15 protein-coding genes and 1 pseudogene are annotated in these 18,839 nt (G+C 71.7%); 6 read left to right on the top strand and 10 right to left on the bottom strand.

Annotated elements, in window-relative coordinates:
* Positions 1-154 precede the first annotated feature (154 nt).
* The 3 genes from ACFW3L_RS02995 to ACFW3L_RS02985 all read left to right on the top strand — a co-directional run bounded on the left by ACFW3L_RS02995 (position 155) and on the right by ACFW3L_RS02985 (position 4,726).
* Positions 155-1,342, top strand: a complete 1,188-nt coding sequence (locus ACFW3L_RS02995; protein WP_378735703.1) for an ROK family transcriptional regulator — start codon at positions 155-157, stop codon at positions 1,340-1,342.
* A 296-nt stretch (positions 1,343-1,638) separates the two neighbouring features.
* A complete protein-coding gene (locus ACFW3L_RS02990; RefSeq protein ID WP_378735701.1) occupies positions 1,639-2,325 on the top strand; it encodes a hypothetical protein in 687 nt (228 codons plus the stop codon).
* Positions 2,326-2,827: 502 nt separating this feature from the next.
* Positions 2,828-4,726 (top strand): LCP family protein, encoded by a 1,899-nt coding sequence (locus tag ACFW3L_RS02985; RefSeq protein WP_378735699.1) that lies wholly within the window; start codon positions 2,828-2,830, stop codon positions 4,724-4,726.
* 480 nt (positions 4,727-5,206) lie between these two features.
* On the opposite strand, the gene ACFW3L_RS02980 is transcribed toward ACFW3L_RS02985, so the two are convergent.
* Both ACFW3L_RS02980 and ACFW3L_RS02975 read right to left on the bottom strand, forming a co-directional pair.
* A complete protein-coding gene (locus tag ACFW3L_RS02980) occupies positions 5,207-6,307 on the bottom strand; it encodes a hypothetical protein (protein ID WP_378735697.1) in 1,101 nt (366 codons plus the stop codon).
* Between the two features lie 376 nt (positions 6,308-6,683).
* Positions 6,684-7,532 carry a hypothetical protein gene (locus ACFW3L_RS02975; protein ID WP_378735695.1) on the bottom strand — a complete coding sequence of 283 codons (849 nt, stop codon included), beginning with the start codon at positions 7,530-7,532 and terminating at the stop codon, positions 6,684-6,686.
* Positions 7,533-7,848: 316 nt separating this feature from the next.
* Between ACFW3L_RS02975 and ACFW3L_RS02970 the strand changes: the two genes are divergently transcribed.
* The gene (locus ACFW3L_RS02970; protein ID WP_378735693.1) at positions 7,849-9,585 is read left to right on the top strand and encodes a GAF domain-containing protein; all 1,737 of its coding nucleotides are present in this window, start codon (positions 7,849-7,851) and stop codon (positions 9,583-9,585) included.
* Positions 9,586-9,811: 226 nt separating this feature from the next.
* Here ACFW3L_RS02970 and ACFW3L_RS02965 read toward each other — a convergent pair whose 3' ends face one another.
* The 4 genes and pseudogenes from ACFW3L_RS02965 to ACFW3L_RS02950 form a co-directional block, all read right to left on the bottom strand.
* Positions 9,812-11,044 carry an ABC transporter permease gene (locus tag ACFW3L_RS02965; RefSeq protein ID WP_378735691.1) on the bottom strand — a complete coding sequence of 411 codons (1,233 nt, stop codon included), beginning with the start codon at positions 11,042-11,044 and terminating at the stop codon, positions 9,812-9,814.
* A 263-nt stretch (positions 11,045-11,307) separates the two neighbouring features.
* Positions 11,308-11,973: pseudogene (locus ACFW3L_RS02960) on the bottom strand (ABC transporter ATP-binding protein); the annotation flags it as partial.
* A complete protein-coding gene (locus tag ACFW3L_RS02955; RefSeq protein ID WP_378735689.1) occupies positions 11,970-13,115 on the bottom strand; it encodes a peptidoglycan-binding protein in 1,146 nt (381 codons plus the stop codon). The gene ACFW3L_RS02955 and the pseudogene ACFW3L_RS02960, both read right to left, overlap by 4 nt.
* Complete coding sequence (locus ACFW3L_RS02950) at positions 13,112-13,612, bottom strand: hypothetical protein (protein ID WP_378735687.1); 501 nt, start codon at positions 13,610-13,612, stop codon at positions 13,112-13,114. The genes ACFW3L_RS02955 and ACFW3L_RS02950 overlap by 4 nt, the downstream gene beginning before the upstream one ends.
* Before the next feature lie 214 nt (positions 13,613-13,826).
* Between ACFW3L_RS02950 and ACFW3L_RS02945 the strand changes: the two genes are divergently transcribed.
* Together ACFW3L_RS02945 and ACFW3L_RS02940 are read left to right on the top strand one after the other, a co-directional pair.
* Entirely contained in the window at positions 13,827-14,483 is a 657-nt protein-coding gene (locus ACFW3L_RS02945; RefSeq protein WP_378735685.1) for a response regulator transcription factor, read from the top strand.
* A gap of 1 nt (position 14,484) precedes the next feature.
* Positions 14,485-15,762, top strand: a complete 1,278-nt coding sequence (locus ACFW3L_RS02940) for a sensor histidine kinase (RefSeq protein ID WP_378735683.1) — start codon at positions 14,485-14,487, stop codon at positions 15,760-15,762.
* Positions 15,763-16,125: 363 nt separating this feature from the next.
* Here the strand turns inward: ACFW3L_RS02940 and ACFW3L_RS02935 are convergent, their stop codons facing one another.
* The 4 genes from ACFW3L_RS02935 to amcA form a co-directional block, all read right to left on the bottom strand.
* On the bottom strand, positions 16,126-16,761 hold the full coding sequence (locus ACFW3L_RS02935; RefSeq protein WP_378735681.1) for an HAD family hydrolase: 636 nt from the start codon (positions 16,759-16,761) through the stop codon (positions 16,126-16,128).
* Positions 16,762-16,952: 191 nt separating this feature from the next.
* Positions 16,953-17,855 carry a hypothetical protein gene (locus ACFW3L_RS02930; protein WP_378735679.1) on the bottom strand — a complete coding sequence of 301 codons (903 nt, stop codon included), beginning with the start codon at positions 17,853-17,855 and terminating at the stop codon, positions 16,953-16,955.
* A gap of 252 nt (positions 17,856-18,107) precedes the next feature.
* On the bottom strand, positions 18,108-18,662 hold the full coding sequence (locus tag ACFW3L_RS02925) for a pentapeptide repeat-containing protein (protein ID WP_378735677.1): 555 nt from the start codon (positions 18,660-18,662) through the stop codon (positions 18,108-18,110).
* A 9-nt stretch (positions 18,663-18,671) separates the two neighbouring features.
* Positions 18,672-18,836, bottom strand: coding sequence for a multiple cyclophane-containing RiPP AmcA (gene amcA, locus ACFW3L_RS02920; protein ID WP_378735675.1), 165 nt, complete (start codon positions 18,834-18,836; stop codon positions 18,672-18,674).
* Between the last annotated feature and the right edge of the window lie 3 nt (positions 18,837-18,839).

Here is an 18,839-nt window from a genome sequence, read left to right as displayed (position 1 = left end):
GCGGCGCGGGGGCGAGGGGTGCTGTCCGGGGTCCGCGGTCCGGTTTCGACCCTAATCCCACTATGGTAAAAATCCAAGCACACTTCCTAACATTAATTTACATAAGTGCACGAACTTCAAGCCACACCGTCGAGTGAATGGTTGAATGACAGGCATGGCCAGAACCCCCGGACGCTTGTCCTCCACCGCCACCAGCGGCCACATCCTGGAGATGATCCGCACCGGCAGCGCCACCAGCCGTTCCGAGATCGCCCGGGCGACGGGGCTCTCCCGGCCCTCCGTGGCCCTGCGGGTCACCGAACTGATGGACGGCGGACTGGTCACCGAGGGGACCCGCGCCGCCTCCAGCGGGGGCCGCCCGCCCACGCTCCTGGAGTTCAACGCCGCCAGCGGGCTGATCCTCACCGCGGCCCTCGGCATGGCCCGCAGCCAGGCCGCCGTGTGCGACCTCGACGGTCGGGTGCTCGTACGCGCCCCCGGTTCGCCCCGCATGGAGCTGGGGCCGGACGCCACCGTGCCCTGGCTCCTGGACACCTGGTCGGAGCAGATCGCCGGGCTGGGCCGCTCCCCTGAGGAGGTGCGCGGGGTGGGCATCGGGCTGCCCGGAACCGTGGAGTTCCACGCGGGACGGGCCGAGGACCGCCCCTTCCTCGGCAAGTGGGCGGGCGTGGCCCTGGGCCCGCTGGTCGCCGAGCGCTTCCCCGTCCCGGTGACGGTGGACAACGACGTGAACGTCATGGCGCTCGGTGAGCACATCGCTGGCGGGCACGGCCACACCGACGACATGGTCTTCGTGAAGGTCTCCACCGGGATCGGCGCCGGGCTGGTCTCCGGCGGGCGCCTGCTGCGCGGCGCCCTGGGCGCGGCCGGGGAGATCGGCCACGTCCCCGTGCGCGACGGCGGCGGCCTGCCGTGCCGCTGCGGCAACACCGACTGCCTGGAGGCGGTGGCGGGCGGGCGCAGGCTCCTGGTCGAGGCGGCCGAGCGGGGCCGTGAGGTGGCCGGACTCCAGGAGCTGGTCGCGTTGGCGGCGGAGGGCGACCCGGTGGCGGTCACACTGGTGCGCGAGGCCGGGCGGCGGCTGGGCGAGACCCTGGCGGGCGCGGTCAACCTGCTCAACCCGGAGCTGATCGTGCTCGGCGGGGACCTCTCGGAGGCCTACGACCACCTGGTGGCGGGGGTGCGGGAGGTGGTGTTCCAGCAGTGCACCGCCCTGGCCACCCGCCAGCTGAGGATCGTGGCGAGCACGCTGTGGGACGACGCTGGAGTACGCGGCTGCGCGGCGATGGTCAGTGAGGAGATCCTGTCGCCGGAGGCCGTGAACGAACTCCTCGCGGGCTAGCCCCGTCGTCCACAGGCTGTGGACAGCGGATGTTTACCTGGATCGGGGTCGGGCAAGCGGTAGGGAGGACGAACTGTCGATCCTGCCCCCATCTGCCCTGACCTGCGAAGGCGCCGCGCCAGCGAGCGCCCGATCCGTCATGACACTTGACAACGAGTACCGAACTGCCGAATAGTCACGCACCCGAGTACCGGCTGGCACTCGAACACCCTCCGCCACCCCCGCACCCCGCCGCCCCCGTCAACACCGTGGCCATGTCCCGTGCGGACCACCGCCCGGAAAGGTCTCCCGTACACATGCTGCTCGACAACCCCGCCGTGCTCGTCGTGATCGGCGCCGGTATCAGCCTCGTCACCAGCGTGGTCGTGACCGCGCTGCACTCCCGGCAGATCCGCCGCGCCGAACTGCGCACCGGCACACGCACCTCGGCCCGCAACCTCACCAGCGCCTTCATCGCGGAACGCGACGGCGACGGCGACGGCACCGACTTCCTGCGCGAGGCCGAACTCACGGTCATGTCGATGACCGACCGCAAGGCCCGCGAGCGGCTCAGCGAGGTCGTCCGTCTGCTGCGCGAACACGACCTGCCCGAGGTCCAGCAGCTGAGCGGGGTCGGCGCCGCCTCCGCCAAGCGGGTCCTGTGCGACCACGCTCTGGAGGTGCTCGGCGCCCACCTGCGCGCGGACCGACTGCCCGAGGTGCCCGCCCTGATGCGCAAGATGCTCAGCGTGGAGGAGGAGGCCCTGAGCATCCACTCCGGTGAGACGCCCAAGCCCAGCGCTCCCATCGAGAAGAGCCAGGTCACCGCCCGTCCGCGCCACACCGGTACCGCCAAGGCGGCCGGTGGTTCCGGAAGTACCGCCCGCAGAACCACCAAGAGCGCGAAGACCGCCGCCAAGCCGAGTGGCAAGGGCCGCACCACGACCGCCACCGCCGAGGAGCCGGAGAAGAAGGAGAAGGAGAGCGGTTTCTGGGACGACTGATCCCGCCGTTTCGGACAGCTCACCTCCCCCGGGCGGCGAAGACTCCCAAACCCCTACAGGGTGGGAGATCCAGCCCAAATGGTGCCTCACCACCAATAATCCGCGTTTCACCGGCGCGTCGAACACGGCTCACGGGGGAACAGATGAGACAGTCAGACACGAAAGCCGCATACGACTGCCGCCCGGCGAAGGAATTGCCCGGCGCAATTGTGGTCAGGAACCGCGCGCATGGACAACCCGAGCACGCACTCAGCGAGATATTCACCTAGGATCACTGCCACGCGCAGGTTCCGGTGTACTTGGCGATCCCTGTCCGCTGGCGTCCCGGCTTTCCCCCCAGCCTCGGGACTCTCTCTCGGCGACTTTTCGGTCAGGATTCCGGTCAGCCCGCGTGTTTCCCCCGCGCGACCCCCGCCCTCCCCGGACTCGGGCCCGTGACCCTCCAGGGTCGGTGTCCGGCCGTTGGCACGCCCAGCCGTCCGAACCCACCGAGATTGTCACGATGCCCGCTGACGAGAACCCCGCCGACTCCGGCGCGGACCTGACACCAGACGAGAACTCCGAGCCCTCTTCCCAGGTTGAGGGCACCAAGGGGACTGCGGCGGACTCCGCCGAGTCGGATGTGGAAGGGCTGGACGTGAAACGGGACGAGCCACACGAGAACGGCTCCGCGGCCGACGAGCCCACCGGCTCCGGAGCCGCCGACGAGCCCACCGAGCCCGAGACTCCCACCGGGGAGGCTCCGGCCGAGAACGAGCCCTCAGCCGACTCCGACGAGGCTCCGGAGACCGTCGTCATCGACGTCGACGCACCGGTCGCCACCGGGTCCGGAGCGGAGGACGGCGCCGAGGCCGACCCCGACGAGCCCTCCGAGGAGGACTCGGTCCAGGGTGCGCAGGCGGCGGACCGGGAGAAGGACGGAGAGGCGGACGGGGGCGACGCCGTCAGCGCCGCCTCGCCCGCGCCGGACACCGGGGACGAGGACCGCTCGGAGCCGGAGGCCGGCGCCGCCGCCGGGAAGGACGGGGACCAGGACGGGGATGACGCCGCCAGCGCCGCCGCTCCCGTGCCGGGCACCCCGGAGGCAGGGGCCAAGGACGCCCCGGTCACCGACGCCGGATCGGACGCCAAGGACGGGGACGCCCCGGGACCGGACGGTTCCGAGGACGGTGCCACGGCAGCCGCCGCTCCGGTCAAGGGGAACAAGCGCAAGCGCGGCCGCCTGCGCAGGACCGTCATGTGGACGTCCGCGTCCCTGGCCCTGCTCCTGGTGCTCGGGGTGGGCACCGCCTACGCCTACTACCACTCCCTGCGCTCCGGCATGGTGCAGCACGACATCGAGGCCCTGCTCGGAGACGAGGAGCGGCCGGACAAGATCAGCGACGCCGTCAACATCCTCTTCATCGGGTCGGACGGCTACGAGGAGGACAGCCCCGCCTACTCGACCGAGTTCGAGGGCGAGCGCTCGGACTCCCTGATGCTCGCGCACATCTCGCCCGACAACCGCGTCTCGGTGGTCAGCTTCCCGCGCGACTCGCTGGTGCAGCTGCCCCAGTGCGACGCGTACGGGCAGACCGAGGGCACCTACGGCTACTTCGGCATGATCAACGCAGCGATGTACCACGGTGGACCGCCCTGCGTGGTGAGGACGATCGAGACCCTCACCGACATCCGGGTCGACCACTTCGTCCACCTGAGCTTCGCGAGCTTCCGCGACGTCGTGAACGCCATCGGCGGGGTGGACATGTGCATCCCCGAGCCCATGGAGGACCGCAGGTCGAAGCTCAGCCTCGACGCCGGTGACCAGACCCTGGACGGCGACCAGGCACTGTCCTTCGTCCGCGCCCGCTACGACATCGGTGACGGTGGCGACATGGGGCGCATCGACCGGCAGCAGATGTTCCTGGCCGCGCTCGCGGACCAGGTGACCAGCAGCGACGTGCTCAGCAGCCCGTCCAAGCTCAACGGCATCCTCCAGGCGGTCGCCCAGCACAGCGCCACCGACCGCGAGCTGTCACTGGACCGAATGCTCTCCATCGCGGTCACCATGGCCGACGTGGACCTGTCCGACATCGCGTTCCACACCGTTCCCTGGTACCAGGCGCCCTACGACCCCAACCGGGTCATGTGGCACGAGGAGGAGGCCGACGAGCTGTTCGCCGCCGTGCGTGAGGACCGCCCGCTGCCCGCGCTGCTGGCCGACGACGCGCCCGCGCCGCAGGAGTCGCCCATGGACGAGCCCACACCGGTCGATCCCAGCCCGGAGGGCAACGCGGGCGGGGCCGAGAGCGACGCCTCGTCGCCCGAGCCGTCCGCGCGTCCGGGCGAGGGGCGCGACGCCACGTCCAACCCGTGTCAGGACGGGCTCGGCTTCGGCACCGGCGAGGACGACGGCTGGTAGCCACGCGCCAGGGATCCGTTCACGGGAGAGGGCCTCCGTCCGCGCACAGCGACGGAGGCCCTTCTCTGTGCCCCGGACCGTCGAGCCGCCATCGCAGACCACACGTGCGGGACCGACGCGTCCCTCGCCTGACCGCTCCAGCCAGACAACGGAGTCCCGCTGTTCCACGGGACCCGGCCCGCACACGCGGAGGGCCCCCGTCGCGAACAGCGACGGGGCCCCTTCACGCCCCTGTGGGATCCGGCTGTTCCATCGGAACCGACCCGGGCACGCGGAGGGCCCCCGTCGCGGAACAGCGACGGGGGCCCTTCGTGCCCCTGGCAGGGCAGGTGCCCCGGGCGGCGGGAACTCTGACTTTCCGCTGGTACGTGCCGGGAAACCCCCACAGTCCCCACTGGCACCACCGTCAACGGAAGTGGTTCCGCTCACCGCCCGAGGCGTGGTGCGCCCGCCACGACCGACGGGCGCACGTTCGTGGGCCTACAGTCCGAGCGGCAGCTGGGAGGTCAGGTCACCGGTCGGCAGCTCGCCCGTGGGGAGCTCGTTGGTGGGCAGCTCCGAGGCGAGGGGCAGCGGGGCGACCTCGGGCTCGCCCAGCTCCGGCAGGCCCTGGACGTCGACCAGGCCACCGGTGCCGATCGCTCCACCGGCCACGTCGGCGACGTCGCCGGCCTCCATGGCGCCGACCTTCTCACCCAGGCCCGAGGCCCCGTGGAGGCCGCCGTCGAGGGCCGGGTCCACGAGTTCGAGGCCCTCGACGCCGGACATCGGCAGGGTCTCCTCGATCCCCAGGCCGTCGACCGCGCCGCGGACGTCGCCCACGGTGTCGGTGACGGCCTGCTCGGTGGCGCCCACCACCTGGAGCTCCGAGGGGGCGGACATCGGCAGGGTCTCCCGGACGTCCTTCGGCAGCAGGGTGGTCAGGCCGCCGGTGAGGTCGGCGTTCTCACCCGCGTCCAAGCCGACCGGCTCGCTCATCGGGACGGTCTCGCCCAGCTGCTGGACGGGGGAGTCCAGGCCGACCACATCGAGGCCGGGCTGGTGCAGGCCCTCCTGCGCCCGGGTGCCGAGCTCCGTGACGGTGTCCTCGACGACGGCGGCGCTGGGCGCGCTCATCGACACCGGCAGGCTCCCGCCCCCGAGGCCGTCGAGCAGGCCGGTCCCGCCGAGCAGCATGGAGATCGGGTCGACCGCGCCGCCGGCCTCGCTCAGCGGCAGGGTCTCCGTGGCCTTGCCGAGGTCCAGCGGACCGACGTTGCCCGCGTTGTCCTGACCGGCCGTGACCGGGGTGTCGGTGCTGACGGTGTCGCCGACGACCGTCCCGACGGGGTTGTTCTGGTGCTGGACGTCGGGCTGGGCGGAGATCTCGCCGGGCTGGACCTTCACCAGGTCACCGAGGGGCGTGGCGATCCCCTCGGTGAGGGCGCCGGGAACCTGGTTTCCCAGGTCGCCCAGGGGGAGGGCGTCCGTGGCACCGCCGAGCGTGTCGGCTCCGGCGACTCCGACGCCGAGGGCGACGAATCCGGCGGTGCCGGCGGCCACCAGCAGGGTCCGAGCAGAGGTACGGGCGGTGTGGAACATGTGAGTCCTTCCGGAGTGAGCGTGTGTTCTGTTCGAGGGGGCGCGACGGAGCGGGTGTCGTGCCCCGTCGCGTCGGACCGTCTCCCTGGCCAGGGGCGTCGGTCCTGAGGGTGGTACTGGCGAGCTCTCCGGTCGGTGAGCCCCTGCGTCCCTGGTGCGGGCGAGCGGGTTCGATCCGGATTCAGTCGGTCGGTCTGGCGGACCACCGGCTGACGTGAACCTCGCGTTCGAGGTGCGGGGTTCACGTCAACCCCCAGAAGGTCACCGAGTGCTGGTGCCGCTGGGAAGGGTGTGGCTGGAGAAGCCGTGCCGGGCTGGTCGCGTGCGGCGCGGGACGCTCAGGGCGTACGGGCGCGGGACGCGGTCCGGTGGTCCGCTAGTCCGGAGAGAAGGTCGGCTCGTCGGCGGACTCGGCGGGAACCGAGCGCAGGACGTGCCGGGCGGCCTCGAACAGGCCGGGGGCGGGCGCCGGGGCGCCGGTGACGGGCAGGAACCCGGCGACGGCGGGCGCGAAGGCGGTGCCACCGGACGCGGGGGCGGTGCCGCCCGCGATGGTGGTGAGCGCCTCGGCGGAGCGGGGGGCGGTGTCGGTGGACCGGTCGCGCTCGGTGGCGTCCCCGGCCCGGTGTTCGACGGAACCGCGTTCCTGGGCCGCGACCAGGGCGTCGGCGGCGGGCCTCTCGGCCACCGCGCGCCGCTCGTCCGGGGCCTGGACACCGGTCTCGCGGTCGTCCTGACGGTCGTCGGCCGAGGGGTCCTCGTCCTCGGGGACCCGCACGGGTTCGGTGACCCGCGCGGTCTCCGGGGCGACGAGGTCGGTCAGGTGGTCGGGGCGCGGGAGGGAGGTCTCCCGGACCGCGTCCCGGACCTGCTGGACGGGTTCGGAGGCCTCGGCCTCGACCGCACGCGCGGTCTCCGAGGCGCCGTCGACCGCCTGTGTGGCGTGCTGGGTGGCGCGCTCCCCCACGGTGGTGACCGCGCCGCTGAGCGAACCGCCGAGCGTCTCGGTTCCCGTCACCAGTCCGGTGCCTCCCACCACGCCCGCGGTGAGCGGGTTCTCGGCACCGGGCAACTCCGAGGAGTGCGCCGGGGCCGCGGAGACGAGCCACACGGTGAACAGGACCCCGGTGACCAGACCGGCGAGCGTCAGGGCCCGTCGGATCGGTTCCGGGCACACGGCGAGGCGGACGCCGATGGCGCCGACCGTACCGTGGTATCCAGACACCGGGGGCTTCCTTCCGCCGAGTGAGCCGGTCCGCTCCGGTGGGGCACCGGGTGACGGAGGCTCGTGGTGTTCGTGTGGGGGCCCCCGGAGAACAGGGGTGCGGGGGCAGTCGACACGAGGTCACAGAGTGCCTTCCTGCGCCAACTGAACGTGACGTTAGCATGAATTGCCGGGCCGCTGTCCTCGATTGCGGGGGAATTCCCGGCCCCTCGAACAAGCTTCCTAGCAGCAAGATGTGGCAAACCGGGAAAAAACCAACGACAATTCAGGTATTAGCCCTCAACCCCTCAACGGCTCTGCGGAGGTTGAACCACACATGACCAAGATCCCCCAGAGCCACCGGTGGTCCCCGAAGTCCCTGGACGAGCTCCTCGCGGATGTGCACTCCCAGATGAACCCGGGGCTCTCCGCTCAGGGGAGGATGCACTCTCTGCTCCAGGCGGTCCTGGACATCGGTGGCGATCTGGACCTGGCGACCGTACTGCGGCGGCTCACCGAGGCCGCCGCGCACCTGGCCGAGGCCAGGTTCGCCGGGCTGGGCGTGATCGGTGAGGACGGCGGTTTCACCGAGTTCATCCCGGTCGGGTTCACCCAGGAACAGGCCGAGCGGATCGGCCGGTTCCCGCACGGCAAGGGCGTGCTCGGCACGCCCTCGTTCGAGCAGGCCACGCTCCGCCTCTCCGACCTGCGCGACCACCCGGACTTCGGTGGGTTCCCGGAGGGCCACCCGAGGATGTCGAGCTTCCTCGGGGTGCCGATCCAGGTGCGCGGCGAGGTGTTCGGCAACCTGTACCTGACCGAGAAGGAGAACGGCGGGGAGTTCGACGAGGAGGACGAGACGATCGTGACCGCGCTGGCCACCGCCGCCGGTGTGGCCATCGAGAACGCCCGCCTGTACGAGGAGACCCGGCTGCGCGAGCGGTGGCTGGCCGCCTCCACGGAGATCACCACCCGGCTGCTGTCGGGGGCCGACACCGACGAGGTGCTGGCCTACATGGCGGCCCAGGCCAGGGAGATCGCCCGTGCGGACACCGCCGTGGTGATGCTGCCGGATCCGCACGCGCGCGGGCACCTGTTCGCGGAGTTCGCGGACGGTCCGATCGCGCAGGAGATCCTGGGGACCCCGGTGGAGATCCAGGACTCCTCCTGCGGCTGGGTGTACGAGACGGGTGAGGCCGAGGCCATCCCCGACCTGCGCCAGGCCAACTGCCCGATGCTCACCCACCGCGGCTACGGCCCCGGGCTGCTGGTGCCGCTGGGGACCCCCGGCAACACCCGCGGGGTCCTGCTGCTCGGCAAGCTCTCCGACAGGGCGCCGTTCGACTCCAACATCAGGCGCATGCTGCACTCCTTCTCCGTGCAGGCGGGGGTGGCGCTGGAGCTGGCCGAGGCACGGCGGGACAGCGAGCGGATCGTGGTCCTGGAGGAGCGGGACCGGATCGCCAAGGACCTGCACGACGTGGTGATCCAGCGGTTGTTCGCGTCCGCGATGACCCTCATGAGCACGGTCCGGCTGATCAGCTCGACGGAGGCCGGGGAGCGGGTCCAGCGCACCATCGACGAGCTGGACGGCACGATCCGGGAGATCCGGTCGACCGTCTTCGACCTCCAGCACCCGCCCAGCCGACGGGACACGTCGCTGCGGGGGCAGATCCTGCGGTTGGCGGAGAACACGGCGCACAGCCTGGGCTGCCACCCCGGGGTGAGTCTGGACGGACCGATCGACGCGTCCGTCCCCGACGAGGTGGGCGAGCAGCTGCTGGCGGTCCTCGGGGAGGGACTGACCAACGTCGCCCGGCACGCCCGCGCCACGGAGGTGCACGTCTCGGTGACGGTGGAGGAGCAGTCGTCCACCGGTCGCCCCACCACCCTGGTCCTGACCGTGACCGACAACGGGGTGGGACTCCCCGAGGGGGGCCGCCGCAGCGGGCTGCGCAACCTGGACCAGCGGGCCCAGGCCCTGGGCGGCGGCTTCAGCGCGGGGCGGGGCGAGGACGGCGGCACGGTGCTGGTGTGGAGGGTTCCGGTTCCGGAGGCCGACCCGCAGGGGTGACTCTGGGGCGGTGCGGATCCGGCGGCGGCCCGGTCCCGGGGAACCGGGGCCGGGCCGCCGTGCTCCACGGGCCGGGCGGACCACGGGCCGCCGTGGCTGTCCGGCACTGGGTGGTCATCCGCCCCGGGCCGGGGCGGCCGTGATCCACGGAGCCGGGGGCGGACCGTGGTCCGCCGTTCCGTCCACGCCGTGAGTGGGCTCAGGCGGTGGCCGTAAGCCGCGCCCGTCAGGCGGTACCGAGGGCCTCCGTGGGGTGCTGGGCGGCGGCACGCAGCGCGGGAACGATCCCGGCGACCGCGCCGATGGCCACCGTCGCGACCACCGCGCCCGCCCCAGCCCACCAGGGCAGGGAGACCGGCCAGCCGCGCAGCAGCGCGTACCCCGCCGTGGCGAGGGAACCCAGCAGCACCCCGAACACCCCGCCCAGCGCGGACAGGGCCATCGCCTCCACCAGGAACTGCCCCCTGATGTCGCGGCGGGTGGCGCCCAGGGCGCGGCGCAGACCGATCTCGCCCCGGCGCTCCAGGACGGAGATGACCATCGTGTTGGCCACTCCCACCCCGCCCACCAGCAGGGCCACCCCGCCCAGACCGAGCAGCAGCCCCTGGAAGGTCTGGTCGGCGGCCTGCTGGGCCTCCAACGCGTCCGACGGGCGGGACACCCTGACCTCGTTCGGCTTCTCCGGGTTGGCGTTGCGGCCCACCTCGTCCCGGACCCGCTCCACGTGCTCGGGGTCGATCCGCACGTACACCGTGGAGGCCTCGCCCTTGGCGCCGAGCACCTCCTCCGCGACCCTCTGGCCGACCAGTGCCGCGTTGTCCAGCTCCGGTGCCAGCTCCGATCGCTCCAGCACGCCGACCACGGAGAAGTAGGTGTCTCCGATGAGCACCAGCGTGTCCGGGGTGATCCGGTCGACCCCCAGGCGACCGGCCGCCGACGCGCCGAGCACGACCGCCGGGTGGTCGGAGGTGGCCCCGTTCAGCCACGTGCCCTCGGCCATCTCGGCCCGGACGGCCTCCAGCAGGTCGAGGTCGACGCCGTAGGCGGCGATCCCGCCGGACTCGGCGCTCGGGACGAGGTCGCTCCGGTAGACGTTGGCGCCGCTCACCTGCTCCACCTGGGAGGTGTGCTCCACCTCCGGCATCCGGTCGATCCGCCCCCGCGCCTCCTCGGGGAGCTTGGCGGCCTCACCGAAGAGGTTCTCGCCCGGAGTGACGGACAGCAGGTTGGTGCCGAGCCGGGCGATCCGCTGGTCGAGTTCGGCCTGGCCGGAGGAGGAGACCCCCACCACCGCGACCATCGCCGCGATCCCGATGGCGATGCCCAGAGCGGAGAGCACCACGCGGGTGGGCCGGGCGCGCAGCCCGCTCGACCCGGTCCGCAGGCGGTCCACCAGGGAGAGCCGGGCGGGGCGGAGCGGTGACCGGCGGTCGCGCCACCAGCGCGGGAGCCCCCTCACCGACCCGCCTCCGCCCGGTTCCGGGTGCCTTTCGAGCCCGGGGCGGCGCCCGGCGTCGGAGAGCCCTGCGAGCCCCGTGGGCCAGTCGGGGTCCGTGCGTCACCTGTCTCGCGTGGGTCCCCCGGCTCGTCCGAGGCGCCCGATCCCCGCAAACCACCTGAGGCCTCTGGGCCACCCGGAGCCCGTGGGCCCCCCGGCTCGCGTGCGTCACCCGCCCCGTGGAGCTCACCTGCCCCCCGTGGGTCTCCCGACTCTCGCGAGGCACCGGAGTCCGCGACCACGCGGCCGTCGCGCACCTCCACCCGGCGGGGCAGGGAGTCTGCCAGCTCCCGGTCGTGGGTGATGACCACGACGGTCACCCCGTCCTCGTTCAGCTCCCGGAGCACCCGCATCACGGCCTCACCCGAGGCGGTGTCCAGTGCCCCGGTGGGTTCGTCGGCCAGCAGCAGCGGTGGAGAACCCACCACGGCCCGCGCGATCGCCACCCTCTGCTTCTGCCCGCCGGAGAGCTCGTGCGGACGGTGGTGGGCCCGGTCCGCCAGCCCGACCCGTTCCAGGGCCCTACGGGCCCGCCATACCCGGGTCCGGGCGGGCACACCGGCGTACAGCAGCCCGTCGGCCACGTTGTCCACGGCGTACACGTTGGGCGCCAGGTGGAACTGCTGGAAGACGAACCCGATCGTCCGCGCCCGGAGCGCGGCGAGCTGGTCGTCACCGAGCTCCCCGACGTCGTAACCGAACACGCGCACGCTCCCGGAGGTCGGGGCGTCCAGGGTGCCGAGCAGGTTGAGCAGCGTGGACTTCCCCGACCCCGAGGGGCCGACGATCGCGAGCATCTCCCCGCGCTCCACGCGCAGGTCCACCCCGTCCAGCGCGCGTACCCCGCCCGGATAGTGGCGGCTCACCCCGGTGAACTCCACGGCGGTCATTCGGGGACCACCACCTCGGTACCGGCGTCGACGCCGTCACCGGTCACCTCCACCAGCCCGTCGGAGAACCAGCCGGTCTCCACCGGCACGTCCCGCACCGTTCCGTCGCCGTCCACCACGGACAGCCCGTAGCCGCCGCCGGAGAGGGCGATCAGCGCCCCCACGGGAGCGGCGAGCACGTCCTCACGCGACTCGCCCTGCGCGAGGACCTTGACCGGCGCCTGGTCCAGGAAGCCCTCGGCCCCCTCGGCGTCCGCGTCCAGGGAGACCAGCACCTCCACAGTGGGCGAACCCCCGCCGCCACCGCCGGGCTCGTCCTCCTCCACCTGGGCCACGTCGCCCACGGACTCCACCTCTCCGGTGACCGTCTGGCCGTCCGGCATCTCCACGGTGACCTCGTCGCCCTCGTCCACGAGGTCGCGGTCGCCCACCTTCAGGTCCACCCGGACCACGCGTCGGGTGGACGCGGTGGTGACCAGCGGCGTCGCGGGGCCCACGTTCTCGCCCACCGCGGCCTCGTGTCCGGTCACCCGGACGGGGCCGGAGGTGTACCAGATCTGGTGCGGCTCGACCGTGCCCGTGACCTCCATGCCGTCGGTGTCCCGCTGCCAGCGCTTCACCGCCTCGGCGGTGAGCCAGGTGTACTCGTCGTCCACGGTGAAGCCGCCGTACCCGAGCTCGGAGAGCGCCTGCTCGAACTGGCGCACGTCCGGCCCCTTGGAGCCCGGCTCCAGGGTCCGGTAGGCGGGTGTGTCGCCCCGCAGCAGGACCACGGGGCGGCCGTCGACCTCCCAGACCCGCTGCCCGGCGGAGCGTTCGGCGCCCTCCTCGGGGAGCCAGGTGAGCACGCCGTCGGAGCGCGCGAAGAACGAGCCGCCGCCCGCGTACCCGAGGACGCCGTCCAACCGTTCCTCCCGCAGGAGGGTGGTGCGTTCGACCGAGGCGGTGGCGCCGGGGGCGGTGGTCTCTTCCTCCTTGGCTCCCTGGGGCCAGCCCCAGACCGTCACCGCCGCTCCCGCGCACAGGACCGCGAGGCTCAGGAGCGCCGCCGCCAGCCACACGAACCCCTTCCCCCGACGGGGCCGAGGCGGCTCCTCGTCACGGGTCTCCTCCTCGGGAAGGAGGTCGGTGTCCGTGCTCACGAGTCGCCCTCGACGGATTCGAGTTCGACGCCGCCGCCCTCTTCGGCACCGGTGCAGGTGCTGACCGCCGCCATGTGCTCGTCGTCGTCGGGCTCGATCGGGATCCCGAGCCCCATTCCGGGTTCGGGGTCCGGGACGTCGACGCCGTTCTCCCGCAGGCACTCGGCGATCCGGAGGTCGATCTCGAACTGCTCCTCCTCGGAGGGCGCGTTCTCGTCCACGGGGAGGAGCGACTCGCACTCCTCCATGGCCGCCATCATCTCCTCGTCGGGCTCCTCCATGGTGGGGAGGGAGATCATGCCGCTGTCCGGGTCGGGGTCGGGCATGTCGAAACCGGCGTCGCGCATGCAGGCGGCGTAGTCGAGCATCGCCTCGTCCATGGACTTCTCGGGGGCGGCCTCCGGGTCCGCCGCGTCGTCACCGCCGAGGGCTCCGCAGCCGGTGAGCAGGAGCCCGGCCGCCGCCGTGGCCACGGCCGTGAGGGTCAGTGAGCGCATGTGGTCCTCCTGGTCCGGGCGCCGGTAGGGCCGACGCCGCTGGGTGGGTGCACGGCACATGTCAGCGGGAGCGCGGTTAGCCGGTGGTTAGGGTCCTGCGGCCCCCGGTCGCCCGGTCGCGGGGGCTTCGCGGGGTTAACCTCGGCCTAACCGGGCGGTGGATAGTGCTGGTCAGTCGGGAACGCCGACGATCGGCTCGGGGCGAGGGGAACGCATGCGCATTCTGGTGGTCGAGGACGAGCCCGACCTGGCGGAGACCGTGGCCGAGGGGCTGCGCGGTGAGGGCATGGCGGTGGACGTGTGCCACGACGGCGACACCGGCCTGGAGATGGCCACCGTGCACGACTACGACGTCGTCGTCCTGGACCGCGACCTGCCGGTGCTGCACGGGGACCAGGTGTGCCTGCGGATCGCGGAGGACCCCGGGGTGCAGGCGCGCGTGCTGATGCTCACCGCCGCCGGTGGTCTGGAGGACCGCGTGGACGGGCTGGACCTGGGCGCCGACGACTACCTGGGCAAGCCCTTCGCGTACCTGGAACTGGTGGCGCGGGTGCGGGCCCTGGGCCGTCGGGCGCGTCCGGCGGCGCCGCCCACGCTGAGCCGGGCGGGCCTGGTACTGGACACCACGCGGCGGACGGCGTCCCGTGACGGGCGCGCGCTGTCGCTCTCCCCCAAGGAGTTGGGGGTGTTGGAGGAGCTGCTGCGCGCGGACGGTGCGCCGGTGACCGCGACGCACCTGATCGAGAAGGTGTGGGACGCCCACCTGGACCCGTTCAGCGGGGTGCTGAAGGTGGTGGTGCACGGGCTGCGCCGCAAGCTCGGTGCGCCCGCGGTGATCGAGACCGTGCCCGGCCACGGCTACCGGATCTGACGTGGCCGCGCCGCACTCCGCCGTCTCCGGCGTGACGCGTCGATGGCTGGACCGGTTCGCCAGCCTGACCCTGCGGACGAAGCTCGCCCTCGTCTACACGGGGGTCTTCGCCGTCGGCGGGGCGCTGCTGCTCTCCGCCAACTACGCGATGGTCTCCGCGAGTCTGGAGATGCGGGGGGTGGAGCTGTCCACGACGGCGGCGCTGCCCACCAGCGATCCGGCCGAGACCCTCGTCATTCCGGCTCCGACCGTTCCCGCGCCGACCGGCGAGGGCGGGGAGCCGGGAGAGACCGGGGAGGCGGCCCCGACCACCGACTGGGTGGCGACCGGGGCCGAGCCCCTGGCCGTCCTGGTGGACGACTACCAGGTGGGGGTGTTGTCGGACCTGCTCCTGAACTCGGTGCTGATCCTCCTGGGCGTGACCCTGTTGGCGGCGTTGGCCGGGTGGGTGATCGCGGGCGGGCCGCTCCGGCGGCTGCACCGGGTGACCGACGCGGCGCGCACCCTGTCCGAGCACGACCTGCACAGCAGGTTGGACCTGAGGGGGCCCGACGACGAGTTCCGGGAGCTGGGTGACACGTTCGACGGGATGCTGTCCCGGTTGGAGCGGGCCTTCGACTCCCAGCGCCGGTTCGTCTCCAACGCTTCGCACGAGCTGCGCACGCCGTTGTCGGTGCAGCGTGCGGCGCTGGAGGTGCCGTTGGCCCAGGACCGGGTCCCGGACGATCTGCGGCCGACCTTCCGCCGGGCGTTGGATTCGGTGGCGCGTAGTGAGGCGCTGATCAGCGGGCTGCTGTTGCTCGCGCGGTCCGATCGCGGGCTGGCGCGGACCGAGGAGGTGGACCTGGCCGAGGTGGCCCACGGTGTGGTGGCCCAGCACGCGGGGGCGGCCGAGGAGGAGGGGGTGGACCTGCGGGTGGACGCGGAGCCCGCTCCGGTGGACGGCGATCCGGTCCTGTTGGAGCACCTGGTGCGCAACCTGGTGGAGAACGCCGTTCGGTACAACGCCACCGACGGGTGGGTGGAGGTGCGGGTGCGCACGGCGGCGGGGCGCACGGTGCTCAGGGTGACCAACTCCGGGGCGGAGGTGGGTGACGCGGAGGAGCTGTTCGAGCCCTTCCACCGTGGTGACGCGGCACGGTTGCACCGGGACCGGCCCGGGAGCGGGCTCGGATTGTCCATCGTCCGTTCGATCTCGACGGCCCATGGCGCCAAGGCCACCGCGAGGGCACGTCCGGAGGGGGGTCTGGTGGTCACGGTGGGTTTCCCGGAGTTGTGAGCCGGGTGGGCCCGTCCACCGCAAGGAGGTCCCGCAGCGCCGGGTACACCGGTTCCGAGGTGCGACGGCGATGCGGTGACCTGCGGCGGAACGGCCGCGGAGACGCAACTCACCGTGACGAAAATACGCAACGAAAGCCGACCCCTGCTGCTGGGGCGCTCCCGGCGGCGGTCGCCGTAACGTTTCTCCACCGGGTTATCCACAGGCTGGGGACAAAAACAGGTCCGGCCACTCCTCATCGGCTTACGGTCGATGGCGCGAACCTGAATATGGAGAGGGAACCGTGGTTACTGTGGAGTCATCTCGTTGCGCCCCCAGGTAACGGAGGAGCCCCTCGATGCGTTGTGGAAACTGCGGACGGGATCAGTCCGTTGCGGTGAGCAGGCGTGGTAGTTCTCTGATCGAGTCGATGATCCAGTCCGTGTCAGCGCGCACCTCCGGCTGATCCGCCCACAGGTATCCCCAAGGGCCGCGACGGATCAGCGCCGACCGCAGCCCGGCTTCACGAGCGGGAAGAACATCGTTGTCACGGTGGTCACCGACATACACGATCTCCTGGGGTTCCCCGGGGGCCATGGCGATGACGCGGGCGAAAAAGTCGGGGTCGGGTTTGGCGACGCCCCACTGTCCGGACGTGGCGATGGCCTCGACCGGAAGGTTCAACTCTTGGAGGAGCTGTCCGGCACGGGCAGTCTGGTTTCCGGCGACCCCCACCCAGAGTCCGGCGTCCCGCAAGGCCTGTAGCCCGGGTCGAACGTCGGAGTAGAGGTCCACGTCCTCGATGAGCTCCCCGCGGCCGGCGTCCTCACGTCGTTGGCGCTCTTCGGCGAGATCGAAGCCTCGACGGAAGTAGTCGAAGGTCTCCGCGTTGTTGCGCCCCTCGGCAGTCACAGCCCCCAGTACGGCGGAGAAGGTGTGGAGGGGGACGTTGAGCCAGTCAGCCCACCGCGCCCATTCCCGAGTGTCGTCGATGAGGGTCTCGCCGACGTCGAAAACCACGGAGCGAATCATGCTTGTCCTGCTCTTTCCAGACATGACGTGCGTCTCTCGGCGTTCAGCGTGGGACCAGCGACGGGTCGAGACATCCGCCCATGTACGCGCTGGCCAAGCCGGGGCCTTTGAACACCGCACATAAAGCGAACGGTACCCACGGGAAAACTCACACGAGATGAGCAGCCTGAGTAGCCTCCTCAGTCCCTAAGCGCTTCAGCGAGGTCCCCTGCGGCGGGGTGTCCGTCGAGGTCATCCACGAGGTGGAACAGCCGGGCGCGTGTGTTCGCCCGCAGGGACCCGGCCGGGACCGTCTCCAGGACACTCATCCCCAGAACGGAGGCGTTGCGCGGGTCCCTCCTGGTCGCGTAGGTGCGGGCGAGGATCGTCGTGGCCGCCGCCCACCCCGGCGAGCCCACGCGTTTCAACCGGATCGACGTCTCGGCGTGTCGGGCGGACTCGCTGGAGTCATGGTCGAGGAGGGCCTCGGCCAGGTGTTGGTGGAACTCGGCGCGGTCGAATCCGAACCGTCCTGGCTCCTCGCGGTCGGCTGCGTCCATGTGACGCCGCGCCGTGGTGATCGCGTCGTCGAGCCGTGCCCGATCCCCGAGGGCAGCCAACGGCCGAAGTCGGCACCACGCGGTGATCTGAGCACGCTGGAGGTCGTCGTCAGCGAACGCCTCCGCCTGGTGGGCGAGCTCCAGAGCCTCGGTGCGACGGTCCTGGGACATGGTGACCATGGACTGGGCGCCGAGCGCCCACGCGGCCAGGCGGCGTTCTCCCAGTTCCTCACCGACTCTCGCGGCGGTTCCGAAGTGGATGAGCGACGCGGGGACGTCACCGGTGTGGTGGCCGAGACTGCCCAGGAGGCCGGACAACCATCCGACGACCCGTCGCATGTCCATGGAGGTGGTGTTGCCGTTGATGAGCAGGGAGCGGCAGCGCGCGACTTCTGCTGCGAGCACCCGTGGTGGGTAGTCGCTGTATCGGGCCGCGTAGAACTCCACGGCGCGCTCAGCCAGATCGACCGTCCCGGCACCGGGGCCGTTCAGGGCGATGCTGTCGGCGACCGCGGTGAGGTCGGGGTAGGCGTCGGGCTGCATGGGGCCCTCCTGTCGCGGGTGCGGTGTGAGGTGACCGTACCAACCGGTGAGGCCTCTGAGCTGAGGGATACCCAAGCGTGCCCCGCAGGTACCGGCCGGGGTCGGACATGTGGCGACGCCAGTGGTCCACCATCTCCAGTTCGGCCCACGTGGTGCGACGTGCAGACCAGGTCGCGCCCATCCTCGCGCGACCAGGGCGCCCCACAGGGGTCCCTGCGGGTTCACGGACAGGACCCCCTTTTCTGGGCGTGACTACAGCGGGAGCTCCGCGATCGTGAGATTGAGGTCGCGGATCATGACCTCGCTCAACTGCCGGAGCTGGACCTCGGTCACCTTCGCTCCGTGGAGCGAGGCCAGCCCGGACAGGTTCGACAGGTCGCTGCCGCGCAGATCGGCACCGGACATCTTGGTGTTCTTGATGTCCACGGCGAAGGTGCAGTCGTCGAAGACCGCATCGCGCAGGTCGCTTCCGATGATCTCGGTTTCCTTGAAGGAGCAGCCGACGAACGCCACGTCACCGGTGACCTTGACCTGCTCCCAAGTGGAGTAGTCGAACTGGCAGTCCTCGAAGAGCACGTCAGTCATCGACACGCGCGCCAGGGACACTGCCATCAGCCGTGAGCCGGTGAACCGGCACCGGTTCAGGGTGATATCGACCAGACGGTGTGAGGTCAGGTCGAGGGAGGCGAAGTGGGTGTTGGCGACCTTCTCCTCCTCAACCGGGCTGAGGTAGGGCCAGGCGCGCACCTCAGGCTCGTCGTCGCTGGGCAGGAGCACTTTCGCACCCCGGATCTCGGCGGTCTGCACAGGGGTCCCCTACTTCTTCCAGTTGTCCCACGTCGAGCGGTTGTCCCAGGGGCCCCCGCCGACGTTGTCCCAGGTGTCGCGGTTGTCGAACAGCCCCACGGGGGTCGTCGGTCGGAGCCGGTCGATCAGGTCGGCGGTCCGCTCGGATGCTTCAAGTCCGGTCAGAGTCGTCATCGG

This window comes from Nocardiopsis sp. NPDC058789, assembly GCF_042745575.1.
Lineage (GTDB): Bacteria > Actinomycetota > Actinomycetes > Streptosporangiales > Streptosporangiaceae > Nocardiopsis > Nocardiopsis eucommiae.
This window is presented reverse-complemented; position numbering and strand designations above follow the sequence as displayed.

Coding starts and splice junctions, on each gene's coding strand:
- ACFW3L_RS02995 (WP_378735703.1), top strand. CDS start 155: ATGGCCAGAACCCCCGGACGCTTGTCCTCCACCGCCACCAGCGGCCAC.
- ACFW3L_RS02990 (WP_378735701.1), top strand. CDS start 1,639: ATGCTGCTCGACAACCCCGCCGTGCTCGTCGTGATCGGCGCCGGTATC.
- ACFW3L_RS02985 (WP_378735699.1), top strand. CDS start 2,828: ATGCCCGCTGACGAGAACCCCGCCGACTCCGGCGCGGACCTGACACCA.
- ACFW3L_RS02980 (WP_378735697.1), bottom strand. CDS start 6,307: ATGTTCCACACCGCCCGTACCTCTGCTCGGACCCTGCTGGTGGCCGCC.
- ACFW3L_RS02970 (WP_378735693.1), top strand. CDS start 7,849: ATGACCAAGATCCCCCAGAGCCACCGGTGGTCCCCGAAGTCCCTGGAC.
- ACFW3L_RS02950 (WP_378735687.1), bottom strand. CDS start 13,612: ATGCGCTCACTGACCCTCACGGCCGTGGCCACGGCGGCGGCCGGGCTC.
- ACFW3L_RS02945 (WP_378735685.1), top strand. CDS start 13,827: ATGCGCATTCTGGTGGTCGAGGACGAGCCCGACCTGGCGGAGACCGTG.
- ACFW3L_RS02930 (WP_378735679.1), bottom strand. CDS start 17,855: ATGCAGCCCGACGCCTACCCCGACCTCACCGCGGTCGCCGACAGCATC.
- amcA (WP_378735675.1), bottom strand. CDS start 18,836: ATGACGACTCTGACCGGACTTGAAGCATCCGAGCGGACCGCCGACCTG.